The following is a 21,986-nucleotide window of genomic DNA, read 5'->3' as shown; positions in this document are numbered from 1 at the left end:
CCGAAATTATATTACAAAAATATTCTTTAATTCCTGGATAGCCAAATCTGGTAATATAATGATTGAATGATATAGTTATTGAAATGAATGGTGAATTACGTTTTAAATATTTTCACTCTTTTTTCAATAAGTATGTAAGAAAAATAAGACAACAGAATAGAAAATCCAATCAGAAGAAAATTATTGAGATGGTAGGAATCTACAATGACTATTTTCTGTCGCCTTACGATATAATGGATAATATATAATGAATATGAAATATTTCCTAGAAAGTAAACTGCTTTTGTTTCTAAAAAACTTTTGACCAGACTCTTTTTTTCTGAATACAGATGCTTTATAATAATTGCTGACAGTAACGGAATAAAAAATAATCCTCTTGCAGTGTACAGAAGTAAAAAGGATAGAATAACTACACCATAAATAAACAGGTTACTTTTCTTTATTTTTATTCCCTGTAAAAATGCAATTCCAATTCCTATAAAATAGCAGGATACCGTTCGCACTAAAGAACTTACTCCAAAAACGATATCAAGGTATTGAGAAGATCTGTCTATCTCAAGCGGTGCATCATCAAAATATATGTCCGGCAGATAAGAAACAATACCTCTTAAAGCTAAACCTAATATGATCAGGAACCAACTGCTTAGTTTATATTTAAGTATGCCCCATAGCAAAAAGGGAAATATCAGATAACAAATCCATTCTGTGCTCAATGACCAGTATACTTCATTTAATGAATAATTGGGATTAAAAAAACACTGTATAAGTGCTGCATTGACTAAAAATTGAGCCCAAGTAGGATTTTTTGCTATAAAAAGGATGATAAAAACAACAGACAAAAAATATACGGGATAGATCCTGTTGACTCTTTTCTTATAAAACCTCTGCACACCGTCAAAAGTCAGGTGCTGAAATTTTCCCGAATAAGATACCGCCAGCAGAAAAGCACTCAGTACAAAAAAGATATCTACCGCTACATATCCCTTCCCATTCACGGACTGGATCCAAAAATTTCTAAAGTAACTGAAATGGAAAAATGTTACCCATAGCGCAACAATACCTCTAAACCCTGTTAATGATTTTATTTCATTTTTCATATGCTAAACAATGCAGTCTGTGGGAAATCAATTCATTATTTTCTTTAAACTAAAAATAATATTGTCGGGAAAATCCTCATCTTCTCTGTTCTCTTCCAAAACAAAATTATGCTTCAAAAGAAGACCTTTCGAGTTTTCATTAAGCTTGTGGGTAATCGCTAAGATTTCCTGTAGATGTAATTTATTAAATCCATAATCTAAAACAGCTGATAAGGCTTCAGACATAATTCCTTTTCTGTGATAGTCCGGTAATAATTCATAGCCGACTTCAGCCGTTTTTCTGTCTTCAGAAAAATTCCACAGGCAGATGGTTCCGATAAGATTCGGCTGATTTTTATAGGTAATTCCCAGATAAAGGGTTTGCCCGCTCTGAGTTCGTTCTTTAATCGTTAAAATAAATTGCAGAGCATCATAGTTCGTTTTCGGAGAATTCCTTTTCACAAACTGATTAATAGTTTCGTTGCTTCTAATCTTCAGGATATCTTCTACGTGGCTTTCGTTAATTTCCTTTAATATTAGCCGGTCTGTTTCAATCATTAATTTGGTAAATATCTCAAATATACATAATAATCACATTTTCTCACTAAATTTGCAATGTGTATATAAATAAAGAAGATTTAAACGAATTAGAGTTTCCGCAATTGCTCGCGGAAATCTCTCCATTTGCGTATTCTCCGAAAACGAGAGAAAAAATTCTTCAACTTCGTCCCATGGAAATTGACGAGGCGGAACTTTCACTGAAAAAAACGTCGGAGTACCTTTCGAGTTTTGAGAGTTCAAATGCAATTCCGTTCGATGAATATGAAGATATCGAAAGTGAGCTGAAATTAATGCTGATCGAGAATTACCGTCTGGAAAACAGTGCTTTCATTAAAATAAAAACCTTAACTGAACAGATAGGAAAACTTCAGAAGTTTTTCCCGACCATGCCCGACACCTTTCCTAACCTGATAGGAGATGTTTCTGAGCTGGAATTCAAAAAAGAGATTATTGATAAGATAGATAAGGTCTTTAACCGTTTTGGGGAAGTAAAAAGTGATGCTTCTCCTGTGCTAAAGGAACTCAGAGCTGAAATTCAACAGGCTAAAAAAGCCATTCAGGAGAATTTCAACCGTGCGCTGTTCAATTACGGACAAAGCGACTTTCTGGATGATATCCGCGAAACTATTATTGAAGATCAAAGGGTTTTAGCAGTAAAATCCGGGTTTAAGAAAAGGGTGGCAGGAAGAGTTTTAGGAATTTCAAAAACAGGTTCTATCACATATATTCAGCCGGACAGCGTTGTAAAACATTACTTTAAGCTGCGCGAAAGTGAAGAGGAAGAGAAGAAAGAGATCGATAAGATCCTCAGAAAACTGACTGCGGAACTGGCAGAATTCCAACCCCAGCTTTGGAGATACCAGATTTATATTTTTGATCTTGACCTTACAAGAGCAAAAGCAAAATTTGCTGAGCTTGTTAACGGAATCCTCCCGAAGATCAACCGTCACAGGACGTTAAAGCTGAAAGACGCATACCATCCGCTGTTATGGCTGAGAAATAAAGTAGAGAACAAAACTATTTTCCCACAAAGCCTGTCATTGACAGACCATAACAGAATTATCTGTATTTCCGGACCGAATGCAGGAGGAAAATCCATCACACTGAAAACCGTTGGGTTGCTTCAGCTGATGATCCAGAGTGGAATTCTGGTACCGGTACATCCGAGGTCTGAAATGTTCTTCTTCGAAAAGATCATGACCGATATCGGAGATAACCAATCGATCGAGAATCATCTGTCTACTTATTCGTCAAGGCTTAAAAAAATGGCAGGGATCATTCGTGAAGCTGATGCCAATACGCTTTTGCTTATTGATGAATTTGGAACCGGATCTGATCCTGAACTTGGCGGTGCCCTTGCAGAAAGCTTCATGGAGTATTTCTATGATAAAAAAAGTTTCGCCATCATTACCACACACTATACGAATATCAAGCTGGTGATAGAACAGCTTCCAAATGCTGAAAATGCAGCAATGCTTTTTGATGAGGAAACCCTTGAGCCGATGTATAAGCTGGAAGTGGGACAGGCAGGAAGCTCGTTTACCTTTGAAGTAGCAGAAAAGAACAGGATCCCAAGGTTTATTATTCATGCTGCCAAAAAGAAAGTAGAACATGATATTGTCAATCTTGATAAAACGATTGTAAAGCTTCAGCAGGAAAAATTTGAAGTTGAAAAACTGAAAACCGATCTTGCGGAAAGAAAGGAATCTGTGGAAGACAAACGCGACAACCTTCAGAAGCTGAACGAGCAGTTGCAGCAAAAGCTTTTCAACTTTCAAAAACTATATGAAGAAGAACACCGAAAGCTTCAGTTTGGAAATAAGATTGAAACGTTTATCGACAGCTATGTAAAAGGAAAATCCAGAAAAGATGTTGTCAAGGATTTTGTGAAATTGTTGGAACAGGAAAAATTCAGAAAAATAGGTGCTGATAAAGATGAATCGAAACGTCTTCAGGTGGTGAAAAGAAAGATCACGCAACAGCTTAAAAAGGAAGATGTAATTGAAAAGATTGCTGAAACCAATGAAAAGCTGGAAGAAAAACGTAAAACCGACCGTGCCGTCTGGATGAAAGAAGGACAGCGTGTCCGTATTCCGGGAAGTACCAGCGTAGGAACTATTGAGAAAATTTCCAAAAATAAAGTGATCGTCAACTACGGAACTTTCAAAACAACAATTAATGCAGATGAGCTGGAAAGAATCTGATGATTTAGGATTTATAGCTTAAAACTTATAAAAAAATAGCGCTGAAAAATCAGCGCTATTTTATCTTTATTTATTTCCTGATAAATTTCAACCGGGCTGTATTTTCTTTACTTTTAAGCTGAATAAAGTAAATTCCTTTAGCGAGATAACGAATATCTACTGTATTCTCAAAGGTTCTGCCCTCTCCCACTTTCTGCCCTGAGACTGAGAAAATTTCATACTCAGCTTGTGAGGAAAGTCCTGAAATATATAAAACGTCTGAAGCAGGATTCGGATAGATACTTATTTCTTTGGATTTCCCAGTTTCATCTACAGCAAGATTCATGTTCACAAAAGTTACTCCATAGTCTTCCACTTCTCCATACGCAAATATTTCGCATGGACCAGCAGGCTGTGTTTGGCTGATGATTACCCTCATTGCTGTTCCGCACTGGGTTATACCGGCAAAAGAAGGAACATTAAATATAAAAGCTTTAGGATTTGTAGAATCTACAATAGTAGAAACGATCATTTCCGAAGCTTCAAAAATGGCGTTCGCATTAAAATCTATCCACGCTTTTACATAAGATGTCCCCGGTACTGCTGCCCAACTGGGTGTTACCGATAAAACATTATTTACACTACCCACCCCAAGCTGTATGCGGCGGGGTAAGTCCATACGAAAATCCGTATGGTTTGACATCGATGAAGCACTTACCATTGCCGGAAGTCCCCCGGAAGGAGTTATCGTAACGTTCGATAAATACAATGCTCCCAAATTAGTAGAAGTGGATCTGCAGTAATTAAGATGGGTATAGAAGGTTAACGGAAAGGATATATCTCCGGACGCATTATCAATCACCTGAACCATATGTCCCAGACAGGGTGTGAGATTATCCAGATCAGCAGAAGTGGCCCCGGCAGGAATATTCATCGAGAGCCATACCGCAGATGTTGAGGCCCTCCATTTCACGGTATAGCCTGTAGCTCCGGGTATAGGATCCCAGGTGATATGTGCAGAAGTAAAACTAATATTGGAAGCTGCTAAATTCATCGGAACAGTAAAGGCAGATTCTGCGCACATATTGTCTATTCTACTGGCTGCCTGAAATTGTACTGCACCTGAAAAAAGCAGAAGCATAAAAAGTAGCTTTTTGATCATATTTATTTGTTTATGGATTTTCGTTTGAAAAATAATTTAAATTATTTACATATTATTAAATTTTAATTAATAAATACTCCATCTGAAACGTTTTACACAAAAAAAATTATTATTTTTTGATCAGATAATAACTTTTTTAGAACATATTGATCATTTTAATCAAATACTGTTATATTTTACGGATCAAAAAAACATTTAATTTATATATTTGAGGGATCAAAAATTTTCATCAAATGATTTCCATAAACAAAGCATTGTACCTCTCCGCTTTCAGCCTTTTTTCTTTGGCATTTGTTAAGGGACAGAATAAGGTTCCTTTTGGTGTTGTAAAAGCTGAAGAAGGCTACGCCAACGTGCGCGTCCATAAGGATGACTACAGAAAAATCGTAGACAAGATCCGGATGCGTAAAGGGGATGTATTTGTTTATGTAAAACCTGCACCCGGAGAAACGGAATGGGTATGGATTAAATATCCTGAAAAGCAGGATGAGGAAAAACCTTTTGTAAGATATGAGAATCTTGAGAAGGAAGGAATGGTAAATAAAGGGCGTATTGCCTTTATCGACCAGCTTCCTCAGTTTACACCTTCTAAATCCAAGAACGGGAAATCACTAATCTTCACAGACAACAGCAATCCAAAAATACCGACTTCACAAAGAACCAAGGTGGTTATTGACGTTTATCCGTCCAATGCCGGTTACAGAAAGCAGGAAAAAGATACGGATGGAAAGATCCTTACTATAGATAAAGTAAAACCATGGGGAATTAAAGACGGGCTTCCGGAAGGGATGACAGAGATTAAGTCCATCAGAGTACAACAGCCGGGAAGAGGTTCTGTTTTTGTAAGGGAAGCTATTAAAAATATGTTCCAGCCTACCATGGATTTCAATAATGTCGGAGTAACGGCTCTTGACAATGATCACATCTATCTTTATATGATCAATGGCTCTGGTGAAAACAGATATGTCACACTTTGGACCATCAAGGAAGGAAAGGTAATGAGCCAGATTATTTACAATAGTCCGGAATAATTGTCGTTTTTCACAGTAATATTCTTATTTTTGCCCTGAAAAAGTTTAACGCTAATTCATCACAGAAATTGGTTCTGCTTAACGCAGATTAAAAGGGAACCGTGTGAAAATCACGGACTGTCGCGCAACTGTAAGTAACTGAAGTCTTTATCAAGGATCCACTGTGCAGGGCACGGGAAGGAGATAAAAGATGTTACAAGTCAGGAGACCTGCCTATTTCTTTAAACAAGAAACTTTCGCGATTTGAAGTTTATTGATCTGATGGACTGCTTCAGGGATTCTCCATGATTCCTGTCACTGTTCTGTTATTTTGATATTATTTCATTTCGCATTAATTAATAATGAAATATGACTACAGAAGAAAGAATTGCAGCATCCGAGACCAGAATTTTTAAAGCGGTTTTTCCCAACACTACCAATCATTATGACACTCTTTTCGGAGGTACTGCCATGCAGCTGATGGATGAAGTAGCTTTTATCACTGCAACCCGTTTTGCAAGAAAAAGAGTGGTAACTGTAAGCAGCGATAAGATCGATTTTAAAAAGCCTATCCCTGCAGGAACCATTGTAGAGCTGATCGGAAAAGTTGACTATGTCGGAAAAACTAGCATGAAAGTGAATGTAGAAATCTATACGGAGCAAATGTACTCGTATGAAAGAGAAAGAGCCATTGTGGGTGATTTCACTTTTGTAGCGATTGATGAGTTTAAAAAACCGATAAGAATAATGTAAAGAATAAGTTTCGGGCGGCCTTTGGCCGCCCGAAACCCTTTATAAGGTAAAAAAAAATTGTATTTGTAAAATTGTATTATTCTGATAAGTGAAACGCTCTTGTTTATCTTAAAAAAACAGCAGTTTTAATTTTAATTTTTTTTGCGATAAATCTACCGAACAACCTTGTCAGTATCCAAGCTTCTGATCAGTAATGTCTCAAAGGCCTCTCCCATCTCATCCGATGCCCTCCTAATAGCATTTTCCAGCATGTTTCTGATCTGCTTTTCAGTCACACCGGCTTCCGTCCAGCTTCTTCCTGAAGTGTGTGAATTTAAGATAAACGGCATGATACGGTCAATGGCGCAGGCAAAAATAGCGTCCGGCGTTTTTTCTTCCTCAAATTCAAGCCATAATTCAAAGAACTCGGTACGCAAAGGTTCATCAAGGATTCCAAAGATTTTCTGCGCTGAAATCTTTTCCCTTTCGAATTTTCCTACCATCGCCCGTTCATCAAAAAGGAAAGTATCTCCTGCTTCTATTTCCACTAAATCATGAATGGAAAGCATTCTTATGACCCTTAAAAGATCAATATCTGCACGGTTTTTAGCATACGGATAAAGGATCTGCGCCAAAATAATGATCTGCCATGAGTGTTCGGCCGTATTTTCCCTTCTGGAATCATCGGCATTGTAATTTCTTCTCTGTACGTTTTTCAGGGCATCAACTGCCAGGATAAAATCGATCTCCTTTTGTATTTTCATTTCTTTTTTATTATTTGGATGATTTTCTAACGATCCATTTATTATTAATCTTTTCTCTAACAGTCACTTTCGTTTTTTCATCACTGAAATCACTGATTTTTTCGTAAACCAGATCCAATCCTTTGTTGGGAATCACCTGATATTCGTAGGTGTAATGTAGAGATGCGCCGGATCTGGCATAAGTGGTCAATCGTTTTCGTTTGGAATCTACATCAAACATTCCCTGATAGGCGCTGGCAATTTCAGTAAGTTCTTTACTCAGAACAAATTTTTTCTTTGTGGAATTAAATACATACACATCAAAAGAAGCACTGCCATAGTTTCCGCCACTGCCGTTTCTTATGGCTACATCTTCCGTCCCGTCAAAATTGAAATCTCCAAAAACCACAGGATCATCATGGACCATTCCGTGGGTTAGTGTTGTTACACTGGTGCTTGACGGTTTCGCCTCTTTTTCAAAATACATGACAAAATCTCCGGAAGCAAGAGTCTGTAGCTTCTCTCCGCTTTTACTGAACAATATGATAGCAGCGTTATTTCTACAGGCATCAGCCTGACATTCTTCAACAGTAACCTCTGCGTTATATTTCCTGGATGCATCTTCGATGGCAAAACGATATTGCCCGAAACAAAGAGGTCCAAGCAGTATCAATGCTGACAGCGACCTGTATAATGTGGTTGTATTGATCATGGGTGATTTTTATGCATTAGTTTTTCAACAAATTCTATGCAAAAATAGGGGTTTTGGCTGAAAGCTATTTTATATAAAAGATTAGTTGTATTTTTAATGGAAATATCTGTAATATGTCTCCAGAATTCAATTATCCAACGGAAATTAAAGGAACAAGAAAGCTGTATTCTTTATTTAAAGGAATAAAAAATCCGTTAGAGGTTATTACCGGAAACCACAAAATTGCAGGAGATAACTACTATATCAAAACCAATTTCACCAATAAGAACTTTATTTTTTCTCAGGATAAAGAATTCACAGAATATATTTTAAAGCAAAATCATAAAAACTATTACAAATCTGAGATCCAATCCATTACTTTAGGAAAGTACCTGGGAAACGGTTTGCTCACGAATAACGGAAAAGACTGGCTGAAACAGAGAAGGCTGATCCAACCTGGTTTCAGCAAAACGAAAATCACCAACCTGGTTTCAATTATGGGAGAGGAAATTGATAAAGCTTTTCATTCATTCCAGCCTGGGCAGGATATAGATCTTTATGATTTCTTTCATAAGCTCGCTTTTAATATTGTCGCAAAAACTCTTTTCAGCTCTGATATTGGTGAAACCCAGGTGAAAGAACTGGGTAAAATCATTACAGAAGTTCAGGAAGTTTTCGCCAAAGAGGTTCGCCTGCCTTTTTATTCTAAAATTTTAAAAGTTTTGGGCATTATAGACAAAACTATTGAAAAAAGCGAAAGGTCAAAAGCTATTATTCAAGGAGTTTTGGATAAACGGAAAAGTTCAGGAGAAGAGAAAGATGATTTGCTGAACATGCTTATCCAAACACGATATGAAGATACGCAACTTCCGATGTCTGATGAGCAATTGGTCGATGAAATGCTTATCCTTTTCATCGCCGGTCACGAAACAACCGCTAATGCGTTAAGCTTTATCTTTTTTGAAATCAGTCAGAATCCTGAAGCTGAGGAAAAATTAAAAAAAGAGATTGCAGACGAGGGGGAAATGGTTTTTACGTCTGAAAGCTTAATGAAAAAATCTTTTACTTCAAATATCATCAAAGAAGCTATGCGGCTGCATTCTCCAGCCTGGGCTATTGATCGTCAGGCTTTGGAAAATGATCATTTTAAAGAATATTCCTGGCCGAAAGATACTTTAATCATACTATATATCACCGGTCTTCACAGAAATCCTAAATATTGGACAGACCCGAACTCTTTCATTCCGGAGCGTTTTGATGATGAAAATGCCAAAAATTTCGCTTACTACCCTTTTGGTTCCGGGCCCAGGCTTTGTATTGGTGAACACTTTGCCATTATGGAAATGGCTCTTATCATCCGTAAATTCTACAAAAAATTCAGTTTTATATCCTATCAGAAAGCATTGAAGAAAAAAGCTCTTGTTACTTTAAGACCTACCAGCTTAAAAGGAAAAATTAGTAAAATTTGATCTGATTTTCTTTAAAATTCTCATATCTAAAAATCATCAATAAAATAATTTATTTGATTTTCAACTAGTTACATAATTTATTTATATTTTTTCACTACTTTGTATTGCATATTACCATTTTAATTACATATCTTTGTAATGTAAAATCGGAATAGGTTCATCTAGCTAGGAACATTATTCTGAAACTATAACTAATTAACAAAACTTATTAAAGATGAATACTGAAAATACCAAAGCGCAAATGCGCAAAGGAATTCTGGAATTCTGTATTTTAAGTCTCATCAACCATCGTGAAATGTATGTTTCCGACCTTATCGATGAACTTAAAAAAGGAAAACTGGATGTAGTGGAAGGAACCCTCTATCCTCTCCTTACAAGACTGAAAAATGGCGAGTTCCTTTCCTACAGATGGGAAGAATCTACAGGAGGACCACCAAGAAAATACTACCAGATTACAGAAAAAGGCAAGCTTTTCTTGGACGAACTTCAAAATACCTGGGCAGAGCTGACAACATCAGTAAACCAAATTACTCAAAAAATTTAAAAAACAAAGCTATGAACAAGACACTCTCAATAGGACTCGCAGGTTTTTCTTTCACTATAGAAGAACACGCATATATAAAGCTCAGCGATTACCTGAATGCACTGAGAAGCTCACTGGATGCTTCAGAAGAGGAGGAGGTAATGCATGATATAGAAATAAGAATGGTAGAAATCTTCAGAGATTCTTTAGGAAAACGTGAAGTTGTAAATGATTCTGATGTAGAAAAAGTAATTGCTCAGATCGGAACTCCGGAAAAAATTGAAGAGCAGGAAGAGGCTTATTTTTCTGAGAAAAATACTAAAAAAACAACTCAGTCAGGAACGGAATATACAGACAAAAAACAGCTGTTCCGTGATCCTGAAAGACAAAAGATCGCTGGGGTATGTGCTGGACTTGCTCACTATGTAGGAATGGACATTACAGCAATGAGAGCTATCTGGCTGGGGATTTTTGTACTGGGGATCTTCACAGCAGCTATCTCCTCTTCGCTGATTGGACTTCTGTATGTAATTCTCTGGATCGTACTTCCAAAAGCAGAAACAGCAGCAGATTTCCTGAAAATGAAGGGAAAGCCTATGAACTTCGACAATCTTAAGAATGAGTCTAATAAATTGGTTCAGTTTGCCAATGAATCTACTCAGAGAGTCGGGGAAATGTACAACGAATCCAAACCTTACATTGACAATGCAGGCAGCGGTATCTGGAATATTCTGAAATACTTTGTAGGAGCAATCTTTGTATTGATGGCTATTGGAAGCATCATCGGTATATTTGTGATCTTTGGATTATTTGGTATGGATGCAGATTTCCCAGGAGCTAATGAGATGAGATTCTATATGGATGACAACGGTCTGGATAAAGTATTGGTCGCTATCATGATCATCGGATGTTTAATTCCTACTATCCTTTTCAGTTTGTTAAGCATCAAAATATTCTCACCGAAGACTAAACTTAGAAATATCGGATGGGTAATCGGAGGACTGTTTCTTTTACTGATAGGTCTTGGAACTTATTTCGGAGTAAGCATGGCTAAGAAAAACCTGATCTATAAAGGAAGTAAGGAAGATACCGAGAATATTGCCATCAATACTACATCGGATACCCTTTATGTAGATTTGAAACAGGTGAATATTCCTCAGAACTTCACAGCCTATGACGATGATATTTATTCTGATAAAAAAACAGTTTACAAAGAAGATTATGTATATGTAGAAGTAACAAGAAAGCCTGAGGTAAAAACACCTTACCTGATCATCAAAAAAGAAGGAAATGGCTATAATGTTCCGGTTCAGATTAATGTTCCTGTAGAAATAGTGGGTAACAAGGTAATGCTTCCTAACTACATCAAATATCCGTATGAGCACAGATTCAGACATTACAGAGTAGATTATGAGCTGGTAGTTCCTCAAAATGCAGTAGTAATTCCATTGAAAAAAGATAAAATGGATTTTGACGGAGATCTGAACGGAGACGGCCTCAATGATGACGACCAGGATCAGGACGAAAACGGTAATATCAGAATTGAAAAGAATAAGATTTCTGTAAATGGTTCTACCATAGAATATAACTCTAATGATAAAGACAGCATTATCATCAACGGGAAAAAAGTTCCGAATAACCAGGCAGACCAGGTAATTGATTCTATGAAGTCCAGCATCAAAAAGATGAACAAAAACGTGGACATCAAAATCAAAGACGGAAAAGACGAAATTTCCATACAAACTAAATAATTAACTTCAGAGAGTGCAGAAGGTGTGAATGGAAGGCAACCGTTTGAAATTCACACTCTTCTTCTCTCAGAAATCAGAAAAAATATTATTATTTAGTTCGCTATGTTAAAAAAATGTTATACATTCGTATAGTTAAAAATAATTAACCAAATCATTAAAAAACACCTTAACCATGGTACAAGTTGCACTAGAAATTGTTATGAAAATCGTAGATTTAATCAGCGGTTTGTTTTAAGAGCGATAATATTTCAATATATTTGTAAAGTATAACCAATTTGGTTATACTTTTTTGTTTTTAATCTAAAGATATATGAAAAAACTGATAGGTAAACTGATGTTAAAGATGCTGGGCTGGAAAGTCGTTCTGCAGGGCGATGTAAATAGTCTGAACCGATGTATCCTTGTGGTAGCACCCCATACCCACAACATGGAATATCTGTTAGGAAATCTTGCCTACTGGTCTTTAGAAAAACCTTTAAAAATCATTATCAAAGATGCCCACACCAAAGCATGGTACGGAAGTCTTGTAAAAGGACTTGGCGGTATTGGTATCGACAGAAGCCAGAAAAATGACCTGGTGAATTTTGTTGCCAGACAGTTCGAAAAAGAAGATTTCAGCCTTGTGATTACTCCTGAAGGAACCAGAAGCTGGGTTCCGAAGTGGAGAAAAGGTTTTTATCATATGGCATTGGCCGCAAAAGTACCGATTGTTCTGGCGGCGGGTGATTTCAAAAGAAATATCGTGTATTTAGGCTATACCATACCTTATGAAAGGATCGCTTCAGTTCCTTTTTCCGAGATCATGGAAGAAATTCAGGATTACTATGTAAAATATGATATTGTTCCTAAAATCCCTGCGAACTGGAACCCGAATATTATGGGAGCTGGCAACGAAGAAGAAGTTAGAAGTTAGAAGTTAGAAGTTAGAAGTTAGAAGTTAGAAGTTAACGAAATTACTCTTTACTCTCTTAATCATTATTTATTATTTATCAATCATCATTCATCACTTATACAATGAAAGGTCAGACTAAAGAAGAGCTCCTTACGTTCTTAAACAACTGGGGAGAAAATATAACATTAGCAAAAACACTTGAAATACAGTTCATCGATATTGACGTTGAAAATGAAACTTTAACTGCCACAATGCCGGTACAGCCAAAGGTACATCAACCTTTCGGAATCCTGCACGGAGGGGCAAGCTGCGTACTTGCTGAAACCTTAGGTTCAAGCCTGTCCAATATGTTTATCGACGGCAGCAAATATTACGGGGTGGGAACCAATATCAATTCCAATCACCTAAAAAGTAAAAAAGATGGAGTCGTAACAGCTACAGCACGTTTCATCAGAAAGGGAAAAACCATGCATGTTTCTGAAATTGAGATCAGAGATGAAAAAGGTGTACTGATCAATCATACTACGATGACGAACAATATTCTTCTGAGATAATTCAAAACATCAACAAAAAATAAAAGACTCAAAAAATTTGGGTCTTTTTTAATGCGTTTATGACAAATATTTCATAAAAACAGCTCTTTTAATTTTGACAGTTTTAAGACTAATAATACCTTTGCTGAAAGGAAAATCAACTTGGGAATTTCCTACTGTATTTCCGGGTGGTGATTTTCAAAACCTATTCATAACCCATGATTTATTTCAAACTTCCTTTCAACGAAACATTATATTCAACTGATCAGAAACAAAACGGTGAATCTGTGAGTTTTCATTCCTTTGACCTGTTGAGGCAGATCAGTTTTGAAGGCAATATTACTCATGCTTCCGAACAGTTTGATCAGTCCAACATCACCAATGAAACCCTGTTGAAAGACGAAAGCTTTTTCAATGCAGAAACCAAGGAGGAGTATATTAGCAAACTTCATCAGGTCATTAGCGTTATTAAAGATCATCAACTTCCAAAACTGGTGTATTCAAGAAGGAAGATCTTCAAAGACTTTAACGGGATAGATTTCAAAGAAAGTTTTAAAAAACTATGCACATCCTACCCAAACGCATTCAGATATATCTTCAATAATGGGCAGCATGCCTGGATGGGGGCTTTTTCAGAGACTCTGGGGAAATTTAACAAAACAACCCATGAGTTTGAAACCATGAGCCTGGCGGGAACTCTTCCTGTATCCGAAGAATGGACAGAAAAAGAAATTGAAGAGCAAAAACCTGTAACTTCCTATATTCAGGATACCCTTAAAAACTATTCCGGCAATATTGAGATATCAGAGACCTACGACCATATTTCCGGAAATATAAAACACCTAAGGACAGATTTTAAAGCTCATATTAAGCCTGAAGATCTGGACAGCCTCATCAATGAGCTCCATCCTACTCCGGCAGTCTGCGGAATTCCAAAGGATTTCTGTAAAAAAAGTATTCAGGAGCTTGAAAAATTTCCCCGCGAGCTGTATTCCGGCTTCATTAAAGTGGAAACAGAGGAGAATATCATGTATTTTGTCAACCTGCGATGTGCAAGACTTTACAAAGATTCTGTACACGTATTTGTAGGCGGCGGCATCACGGCTCAGAGCAGTCCGGAAAAAGAATGGTGGGAAACAGAACTGAAATCGGAGGCCATTTTAAAGAACCTGGTGGTTTTTTAAAATACAGATAATAGTGGACTTCTGGAACATCAGTCACCAGTAACAGACCCAAATTTTATATAATGGATTTAAAATAAAGAAGAGTATTGTAGGTAGCTGAAGACCTCGAAGTACCTCTCTCGAAACAAAACAAAAAACCTCCTTCCAACGAAAGAGGTTTTATTATATAGAATAATGTAATTCTGAATTATTTCTTAGCTCCAATCCTACTCCATGTATCCAGTACAAAAAGCAAAATCAGACCTAGAACTGCTGAAGCGATTGAAAATACAAACTTCAGGTTATCTTCCGATAAAAGATCCGTCTGCCAGTCCAATGCATAAAGATTGATGGCAATAAAAACGATAAACACAACTAGAAATACTTTATAAAACTTCTGCATGATTCTTAAAAATTAATATAGTTCAGCACCAATTGGGCAAAGTTTGCGGTAAATAATTTTATTGAAATAGCTAAAAGGATGATCCCGAAAACCTTCTGAAGAATAGACAGGGTAGCTTCCCCCATTTTGTTTTCCAGCCATTTCGCTGATTTCAGCACCAAATATACGAAAATTGTATTGAGAATGATTCCCAAAATAATATTAATATCATGAAATTCAGCTCTGAGAGATAAGGTGGTTGTTAGTGTTCCTGCTCCTGCAACCAACGGAAACGCAATGGGAACAATGGATGCAGCCTTTGCTTCGGTGGTCTTGTTGATCTCAATACCTAAAATCATTTCAAGGGCTATGATAAAAATCACAAAAGCTCCTGCAATGGCAAAGGAATTCACATCTACCCCAATCAGCTTAAGAATTTTGTTTCCTACAAAAAGAAAAACAATCATAATTGCACCGGCAGTAATGGATGCTTTTCCAGCTTCTATCTGACCAAACTTCTGCTGAAGGCTTACGACAATAGGAACAGAGCCAATAATATCGATTACGGCAAAAAGAACCATAAAGCAGGTAACGATCTCTTTAATAGAGAAATCATTAAATATTTCCATCTCTTTGTAATTAATAATTTCGCAAAAATATGAAAAAAGATTGATTATTTGCTAATTCGTGAATACAAATTAACAACTGCTTTTAGAAGCTCTTCCATACCTTCTGGTGATTTCAGAGGGGAGTATTTCTCCATTTGAATTCTTTGCAGCAAATTTCTGTATTCTTCAGCAACAGAAAGTCCTTTATGCCTTTCCAGGAATACCCTGAAATCCTGTGAAGAACTCTGAAAATACTGCTTTCTGACCTCCATATCCATTTCCTCCATAGTGTCAAAAAACTTTTCATAATCTCCGGTATCCTTAAGATTCTCAAGATAACTGAAATAATCGTTAATATCCGTTTTCAACGTTTCTCTGATCTGTTTTTCTGTTTCAGCCACAGAACCAAGAGGTTTCGGAGATGCTGTTTCTTTAACTAACGTTCGTTTTTTTTGCCATGTCTTAAATAACAGGTACATAACAAATAACCCGATAAGAATAGAAATATTGGTTAAAAGGATGTTCCAGTGGAATTTAGTCTTTTCCTTTACTTTAAATGTTGTTGTCTTCAGAACAGGAGTATCTACCGTTTCCAAAAGCGTGTTGGTATATTCATTTACCTTTTCAACTGTGGTACGTGATTCCAGGATCTGGTCATGGGAAAATGCGTTCAGGGCAAGCGTTTTGTTTCCAAGGTCCACATATTCGTGACTGGCCGGATTAAAAAATGCGAACTGCTCGGTCTGTACCGAAATGGCACCTGCTTTTTTAGGAATAATAACATAATTAGCCAGGATCTCTCCTTTCATTCCTGTAGTTCCGGGAGCCACTTTGGATGTGATTTTAGGCGTAAAGACTTCATAATCCGGAGATGATATGATTTTAGGAAGATGCATATCCGGAAGATTTCCTTCTCCTGAAACCTTAACAATAACGTTGATTGGTTTGTCGACCTCTATTTTTTCCTTTGATACATTATATACATTCACGTTGAAGTTACCCACTGCATTTTTAAAATATTCAGGTGATCCCTCCGGAAGCTTTTTTACATTAAGTTTTACTTTATTGGAAACAATTTTATTTTTATTCGAATAAGAACTTACCGATGCCGACACCGCCGGCACATCTACATACCCTGATTCATTAGGAAAAACCATAAATACTGCCACAACCTGGGAAGCCATATTTCCGGTACCTGAAGGATCTATCTCGGACTTGCTGAAGCTTATAGGATGTACATTAAGGTTATTCTGACGTGGAAGACGAACATCTTTCACCTTTCTCAAATTGTCCACGTTTTTAGAGTAAACCTTCAATACGGCTACTGTGGGCTGGTCCTGGTAAACTTCACGGTCTTCGATCTCCATATTCAGATAGACTTCGCTGGAGATATTACCGGCAAGAGACCTTCTTTCAATAATATCTTTTATATTGATATCAAAAGGTTCTGTTTTATAGATCTTATTATTAACTGTTACGAGTACGGAACCAATCTTGATTTTACCTTTCTTTTTAGGTTCAAGAGCAATTCTGGATATTTTTTGAGTAACAAGCGTATTGGTGGCAGGATCAATTAATGTATTGGTCATTGATCCGCTCCCTATAATATTGAATTTCGAAAGGTCAGGCAGCTGAAAACGAGTTTGAGGCTCAAGATCCACCCCATTAAGCTCAAGAACAATCGTAAGATTTACAATATCCTTTCCATTATATTCTAATTTATCAGGTTCCATGAACAGGTTCACCTGTCCGTAAGAAATTACGGATGCTAAAAGGAATAATATGTAAATCAGTTTCTGTTGCATCACCAATCTTTTTCGTTGCTCTGAGGCATCGAATAAGAATTCTTGTTTAAGATTCTTCTGGCGGTTTCTTTTTCTTTTTCGTTGACTTTATCTAATATAGCATTTTCAAGATTCTTAGGCATTTTTCCTTCATTATCCTGGTTCTGCTTAGGGGTATTTCCCTGCTCGCTTTCCCCTTCGTTCTGCTGGCCATTACCCTGATCCTGCTTTTGATCTTTTTGGTCACCTTTCTGATCATCATTTTTATTCTGATCATTTCCTCCTCCGCCTTTTCCTGAATTGTTCTGTTCGTTTTTCTGCTTCTGCTGTTTTTCTTTTTCTTTCAGCTTGGCAATTTCATAATTCTTTCTGGTTGCTTCATTATAAGGATTCTGCTTCAGAGCCTGCTTATAATAGTCTGCCGCTTTTTCCGGTTGGTTCATCTGCATGTAGGTATTGCCCAGATTATGAAGAGCGGCCGTTTTATCCGGCAGCGTCTGCGAAAGCTTCTGTGCTTTGTCAAATTCTGCTTTAGCCTCCTCATACTTTTTGCTTTTATACAATGCATTGCCCAGATTGTAATGAGCTGTAAAGTCTTTTTCATTTTCTTTTACAGCCTCCATATACTTGGAAGAAGCACCATCATAGTCTTTACCGTTGAATTTCTGATTACCTTCATAAACTAAAGTTCTATAGTTTTCCTGCCCAAACAGTATGTTTGAGAATGAAAAAGCAATAAGAAACGATAAAAAAATGATTTTAGTATTCATTACTTGCAAAATTATTCCTTTATATGTTAATAAACAGACTTCTATTTGTTAAAGTTCGGTTAAAGTACTTATTTAAAATCTTGATAAACAAAGTGTAAAAATTAAATATTGAAATCTTTTTTCGGATTCAAGATATAAATTAAAAAGAAAAAGAAAATAGAAACTATTAAAAAGTATTGATAATAGTGATTGGCATTCTGGGACTTTACCAAAGTCTGCGCAGATGAGGATTTTTTACTCACGGCATCAATGATCTTATCGGGAGCTTCATTGATGTTATTTCCGTCCACATAATCTCCTCCTGTAGATTCTGCCATCTTTTTAAGGGCCTGTGTCTGTCTCTTGGAGATCACTGTTCCGCCATCCATATCGGTCTTATAGCCCATCAGCTGTCCGAAGACATATTCCGGAACCGGCGCCCCTTCATCCGTCCCTATTCCTACCGATGTTATGGAGATCCCTTCTTTATTGGCCAGTCTTATCGCAGCATTATCATTGCCTTCATTATCTTCTCCGTCACTTAACAGAATGACTTTTCTTGAACCTTTGCTTACATTTTTAAACTTTTCTGCTGCAGCCTGCATTCCTTTCAGGAAATCAGTTCCCTGGATCTTCATAGAATTTGTTTCTACTGCACTTATGTAGGTTTCTGCGGTTCCATAATCAGTGGTAAGTGGCATAATAGAGACTGCTTCACCCGCAAAGATCACAATACCTATCTTATCATTCTTCATCTTCTGCATGGTACTCAGCATCAGGTTTTTCGCCTCTGTAAGACGGCTGGGATCAATATCTTCCGCATTCATAGAATTGGAGACATCCAGCATAAATATCACATTATTAAGCCGTTGATTGGTTTTTACTTCTTCGGAACCGTTCAGCAAATCTATGATCGAAAATATTAGAAAAAGCGTTCCCAAAAGATATAAAGCCGGAAAGAATTTTGTAAACCCGGATCTTTTTTCGAACAGGCTGTCATGAAAGCGGCTGTCTGCAAAGGTCTCTCTCTTCTTCTTCTTCCATCTTAAAAAACGGATCAGAAAGAAAGACAGCAGCGGCAGCAGCAACAGCAAAAGTAAATACCAGTAATTTCCTAACGACCAATTCATCAGCTTAAAAATTTATATAATACCCATCGCAGCAGTGCATCAAAAAACAGCATTCCCAATGCGATCCAAAGGAAAATTTTAAAATATTCATCATAGTTATACAGCTTGGCAACCTTGATATCAGTCTTCTCCAATTGGTTGATCTCATCGTATACTTCTTCCAGGCTGCTGTTGGAAGTGGCTCTGAAATATCTTCCTCCCGTCGTCTGTGCTACTTCTCTCAAGGTGTTTTCATCAATCGTAACTTCTGTTTCTGTAAAGATCAGGTCTCCGAAAATATCCTGTGAGGTAGGCATCAGCGCAAAACCGTTGGTTCCTATCCCAATGGCATATACTTTTATATTATTATTTTTGGCAAGTTCTGCAGCAAGCTGTGGAGGAATTGCATTCTGAATATTGCTTACTCCGTCTGTCATAAGAATAACCACCTTACTTTTAGCTTTGCTTTTGATAAGATGATTTACCGCTACAGAAAGTCCTTCTCCGATAGCTGTTCCCGGTTCAAGACCTGCAGAATTAAGGTTTTTAATTTCATCAATAACCACCTGATGATCAGAAGTTACCGGTACTTTGGTAAAAGCTTCTGCAGCATAAGCTACTACTCCTATCCTGTCATTCGGACGCTTCTGGACAAATTTTACGGCAATATCTTTTAATGCAGTAATACGGTCCGGTGTAAGGTCTTTGGCTAGCATACTCAGAGAAACGTCTATGGAAAGCATAATATCTACACCTTTGGTATCGTCTCTGTCCTGAGAGACTGTAAAAGTTCTCGGTCTGGCCATCGCAATAATCAATGCAGAAAGGATAATATATTTCGAAAACTTAAGCAGAACAAGCACAGCACGGATTCCCCCGCTGCCTTCCATATTTTGGACAGTAGGGACTTTTATCCCTTTCTTTTTCTTCCCTCCCGTATCTTTAATAAAAAGGGGAATAAACAGCAGAAAAAGCAGCAGGAACCACGGACTGTAAAATTCAAAATCAGGCATCCTTTCTTAAGTTTTCAAATTCTAAATCTTTCGATGATCTCTTCACAAAATCGCGGATATCTGCAAAATCTTTTTCCATAGTAGTCTGATCAGGGAAAGTCTTGGCAAATTTCACCAGATCTCCTCTTAAAAATACATCTTCCACTATTCTTTCATTTTCCTGTGAAATGGTATTGTTTTTCTTCATGACGTCAATAAGATCATCTGTAAGAAGAACATCCGCCGGAAGATGATATTGTTTGGCAATAAATTTTCTGGATATGTCTATCAGTTCAACATAGAATGAACGGAAATCACCTCCTTCAATATATTTTTTCTTTTTTAGGGAGTCCAGTTCCTTTAAAGTCTGGTTAGTGGCAACAGCCGGTGAACTTTTAGATTTTCTGCCCCATTTAATAAACATGATAATGGCAATAATCAGAGCAATCCCGGCTAAAGCAGCGAGAATATAAAATTTATAGAGCTCCCAGTAATCTTTTGCTTCAAGCTTTACTTCCTTATTGTTCATGATATCATTGATCTGGTCTGCCTTTTGGGCTGTATTCACCACATCAATCTCATAAGGAATGGTTTTTAGAACTTTACCTCCTACATTAAATTCCAACTCAGGAATAGTAAATTTTCCTTCTTCATACACTGAAAATTCAATTTTTCTTTCGTAGGAATTCTGGTTTTGTCCGATACTGTCTTTAATTTCTTCAAAATGGAAAGGCAAGAGTTCATTTTTAGGAGCGGAAATTACCTGCAGCTCATGAACATTGTCTATTTTAATAACCAGATGGTTAACCTCACCTAAGGCAAGGGTTTTCTTTTCCAAATTGGAAGATAATATCTGCGAAAAAGCATTTCCACAGATTAAAAAAGAAAGTATGAATAATATTTTTTTCAATTTCAAATAATAATAGTTGAGGCCGGAGCCTTTGTTATTGATATTTACTTCTTCTGGAAATAATGATAGAGCATTTTAGAATAATCGGCACCCGTGTTCATATTCATAAAACTGGCTGAGCTGTTGGCAAAATCTTCTTCCAGCGCCCGGACTTTCTGCTTCTGGGCTTCTGCAAACGTATACCTCCATCTTGCACTGGAAGTATTGGCCCAGACTTCTTTTCCTGTTTCAGCATCATACAGAAGAGCATAGCCTACATCAGGAATTTCATTATCTTTTTCGTCATAGATCCTCATGCCCAGCAGCTGGTGTTTTTTTGAAGCCACTCTAAGCATTTTGGAATCATAAGTATCTTCAAAATCTGAAAACAGAAAAACCAGAGACTTTCTTTTGAATATCCCCATCATATATTCCATAGCTTTATCAATCTTTGATACAGCCGGGACATAATCTGCTGTCAGAATATTGCTGATAATAGAAAGAATATGTTTTCTGCCTTTTTGGGGCGGAATTACTTTATATACTTTATCTGCAAACAGGATCAGCCCTACTTTGTCATTATTTCCTGCCGCTGAAAACCCGAGGCTGGCAGCAATTTCTGCTACATATTCCCTTTTCAGCTGGTTTTTGGTTCCGTAATCCATAGAGGCGGAAATATCTACCAAAATCATCATGGTCAGCTCTCTTTCCTCTTCCATTACCTTTACGAACGGTTCCCGGAAACGGGCTGTTTTATTCCAGTCGATTCTTCTGATCTCGTCTCCGAACTGATACGGACGGACTTCCGAGAAAGTCATCCCCTGTCCTTTAAAAGCACTGTGATACTGTCCCATAAGCGAAGCTTCCGTCTTCTTTCGGGTACGGATCTCTATCTGCTTTACTTTTTTTACAATATCTTTTATTTCCATACATTCGTTGCTGATTTAGGATTGCAGGGGGCTTGTGCGACACACTTCCATCTTC

Annotated in this window: 22 protein-coding genes and 1 riboswitch; of the genes, 9 read left to right on the top strand and 13 right to left on the bottom strand. The window is 37.1% G+C overall.

The genetic code is table 11. The annotated features are described in order from the left end of the window. Positions 1 to 95 precede the first annotated feature (95 nt). Positions 96 to 1,097, bottom strand: a complete 1,002-nt coding sequence (locus tag V6R96_RS13025) for an acyltransferase (RefSeq protein ID WP_336378708.1) — start codon at positions 1,095 to 1,097, stop codon at positions 96 to 98. 27 nt (positions 1,098 to 1,124) lie between these two features. Further along, positions 1,125 to 1,634 (bottom strand): GNAT family N-acetyltransferase, encoded by a 510-nt coding sequence (locus tag V6R96_RS13020; RefSeq protein WP_336378709.1) that lies wholly within the window; start codon positions 1,632 to 1,634, stop codon positions 1,125 to 1,127. Between the two features lie 59 nt (positions 1,635 to 1,693). Here V6R96_RS13020 and V6R96_RS13015 point away from each other — a divergent pair, with 59 nt between their 5' ends. Beyond that, on the top strand, positions 1,694 to 3,841 hold the full coding sequence (locus tag V6R96_RS13015; protein ID WP_336378710.1) for an endonuclease MutS2: 2,148 nt from the start codon (positions 1,694 to 1,696) through the stop codon (positions 3,839 to 3,841). A gap of 70 nt (positions 3,842 to 3,911) precedes the next feature. Here V6R96_RS13015 and V6R96_RS13010 read toward each other — a convergent pair whose 3' ends face one another. Further along, entirely contained in the window at positions 3,912 to 4,982 is a 1,071-nt protein-coding gene (locus V6R96_RS13010) for a GEVED domain-containing protein (RefSeq protein WP_336378711.1), read from the bottom strand. A 233-nt stretch (positions 4,983 to 5,215) separates the two neighbouring features. Here V6R96_RS13010 and V6R96_RS13005 point away from each other — a divergent pair, with 233 nt between their 5' ends. Then, complete coding sequence (locus V6R96_RS13005) at positions 5,216 to 6,013, top strand: hypothetical protein (RefSeq protein ID WP_111960758.1); 798 nt, start codon at positions 5,216 to 5,218, stop codon at positions 6,011 to 6,013. Positions 6,014 to 6,065: 52 nt separating this feature from the next. Next, positions 6,066 to 6,245, top strand: a riboswitch (cobalamin riboswitch). Between the two features lie 116 nt (positions 6,246 to 6,361). Further along, positions 6,362 to 6,745 (top strand): acyl-CoA thioesterase, encoded by a 384-nt coding sequence (locus V6R96_RS13000; protein ID WP_111960756.1) that lies wholly within the window; start codon positions 6,362 to 6,364, stop codon positions 6,743 to 6,745. Positions 6,746 to 6,897: 152 nt separating this feature from the next. Here V6R96_RS13000 and V6R96_RS12995 read toward each other — a convergent pair whose 3' ends face one another. Next, on the bottom strand, positions 6,898 to 7,488 hold the full coding sequence (locus V6R96_RS12995) for an HD domain-containing protein (protein WP_336378712.1): 591 nt from the start codon (positions 7,486 to 7,488) through the stop codon (positions 6,898 to 6,900). Positions 7,489 to 7,498: 10 nt separating this feature from the next. Then, positions 7,499 to 8,179, bottom strand: coding sequence for an FG-GAP repeat protein (locus tag V6R96_RS12990; RefSeq protein WP_336378713.1), 681 nt, complete (start codon positions 8,177 to 8,179; stop codon positions 7,499 to 7,501). 113 nt (positions 8,180 to 8,292) lie between these two features. On the opposite strand from V6R96_RS12990, the gene V6R96_RS12985 reads away from it, so the two are divergent. The 6 genes from V6R96_RS12985 to V6R96_RS12960 all read left to right on the top strand — a co-directional run bounded on the left by V6R96_RS12985 (position 8,293) and on the right by V6R96_RS12960 (position 14,510). Beyond that, positions 8,293 to 9,627 carry a cytochrome P450 gene (locus V6R96_RS12985; RefSeq protein ID WP_336378714.1) on the top strand — a complete coding sequence of 445 codons (1,335 nt, stop codon included), beginning with the start codon at positions 8,293 to 8,295 and terminating at the stop codon, positions 9,625 to 9,627. A gap of 214 nt (positions 9,628 to 9,841) precedes the next feature. After that, positions 9,842 to 10,171, top strand: coding sequence for a PadR family transcriptional regulator (locus tag V6R96_RS12980; protein ID WP_111960748.1), 330 nt, complete (start codon positions 9,842 to 9,844; stop codon positions 10,169 to 10,171). 11 nt (positions 10,172 to 10,182) lie between these two features. Then, positions 10,183 to 11,901, top strand: a complete 1,719-nt coding sequence (locus V6R96_RS12975) for a PspC domain-containing protein (RefSeq protein ID WP_336378715.1) — start codon at positions 10,183 to 10,185, stop codon at positions 11,899 to 11,901. A 310-nt stretch (positions 11,902 to 12,211) separates the two neighbouring features. After that, on the top strand, positions 12,212 to 12,814 hold the full coding sequence (locus V6R96_RS12970) for a 1-acyl-sn-glycerol-3-phosphate acyltransferase (RefSeq protein ID WP_111960744.1): 603 nt from the start codon (positions 12,212 to 12,214) through the stop codon (positions 12,812 to 12,814). Between the two features lie 101 nt (positions 12,815 to 12,915). Next, entirely contained in the window at positions 12,916 to 13,347 is a 432-nt protein-coding gene (locus V6R96_RS12965; protein ID WP_111960742.1) for a PaaI family thioesterase, read from the top strand. 197 nt (positions 13,348 to 13,544) lie between these two features. Beyond that, complete coding sequence (locus tag V6R96_RS12960) at positions 13,545 to 14,510, top strand: chorismate-binding protein (protein ID WP_336378716.1); 966 nt, start codon at positions 13,545 to 13,547, stop codon at positions 14,508 to 14,510. Between the two features lie 187 nt (positions 14,511 to 14,697). On the opposite strand, the gene V6R96_RS12955 is transcribed toward V6R96_RS12960, so the two are convergent. The 8 genes from V6R96_RS12955 to V6R96_RS12920 all read right to left on the bottom strand — a co-directional run bounded on the left by V6R96_RS12955 (position 14,698) and on the right by V6R96_RS12920 (position 21,931). Next, entirely contained in the window at positions 14,698 to 14,892 is a 195-nt protein-coding gene (locus V6R96_RS12955) for a hypothetical protein (protein WP_111960738.1), read from the bottom strand. 5 nt (positions 14,893 to 14,897) lie between these two features. Next, positions 14,898 to 15,500, bottom strand: coding sequence for a MarC family protein (locus tag V6R96_RS12950; RefSeq protein WP_111960736.1), 603 nt, complete (start codon positions 15,498 to 15,500; stop codon positions 14,898 to 14,900). A gap of 44 nt (positions 15,501 to 15,544) precedes the next feature. Further along, a complete protein-coding gene (locus V6R96_RS12945) occupies positions 15,545 to 17,284 on the bottom strand; it encodes a BatD family protein (RefSeq protein ID WP_336378717.1) in 1,740 nt (579 codons plus the stop codon). Next, complete coding sequence (locus V6R96_RS12940; RefSeq protein WP_111960732.1) at positions 17,284 to 18,033, bottom strand: tetratricopeptide repeat protein; 750 nt, start codon at positions 18,031 to 18,033, stop codon at positions 17,284 to 17,286. Before V6R96_RS12940 ends, V6R96_RS12945 begins: the two co-directional genes overlap by 1 nt. A 101-nt stretch (positions 18,034 to 18,134) precedes the next feature. Continuing rightward, positions 18,135 to 19,142: a VWA domain-containing protein gene (locus V6R96_RS12935; protein ID WP_336378718.1), complete on the bottom strand. Its 1,008-nt coding sequence runs from the start codon at positions 19,140 to 19,142 to the stop codon at positions 18,135 to 18,137. Next, positions 19,142 to 20,134, bottom strand: a complete 993-nt coding sequence (locus tag V6R96_RS12930) for a VWA domain-containing protein (RefSeq protein WP_111960728.1) — start codon at positions 20,132 to 20,134, stop codon at positions 19,142 to 19,144. Before V6R96_RS12930 ends, V6R96_RS12935 begins: the two co-directional genes overlap by 1 nt. Continuing rightward, positions 20,127 to 21,023 (bottom strand): BatD family protein, encoded by an 897-nt coding sequence (locus V6R96_RS12925; protein WP_407934757.1) that lies wholly within the window; start codon positions 21,021 to 21,023, stop codon positions 20,127 to 20,129. The genes V6R96_RS12930 and V6R96_RS12925 overlap by 8 nt, the downstream gene beginning before the upstream one ends. Before the next feature lie 44 nt (positions 21,024 to 21,067). Then, complete coding sequence (locus V6R96_RS12920) at positions 21,068 to 21,931, bottom strand: DUF58 domain-containing protein (protein ID WP_336378720.1); 864 nt, start codon at positions 21,929 to 21,931, stop codon at positions 21,068 to 21,070. Positions 21,932 to 21,986 lie beyond the last annotated feature (55 nt).

Origin of the sequence: Chryseobacterium sp. CCNWLW53, assembly GCF_037083525.1 — a bacterium.
Taxonomy (GTDB): domain Bacteria; phylum Bacteroidota; class Bacteroidia; order Flavobacteriales; family Weeksellaceae; genus Chryseobacterium; species Chryseobacterium lathyri.
This window is presented reverse-complemented; position numbering and strand designations above follow the sequence as displayed.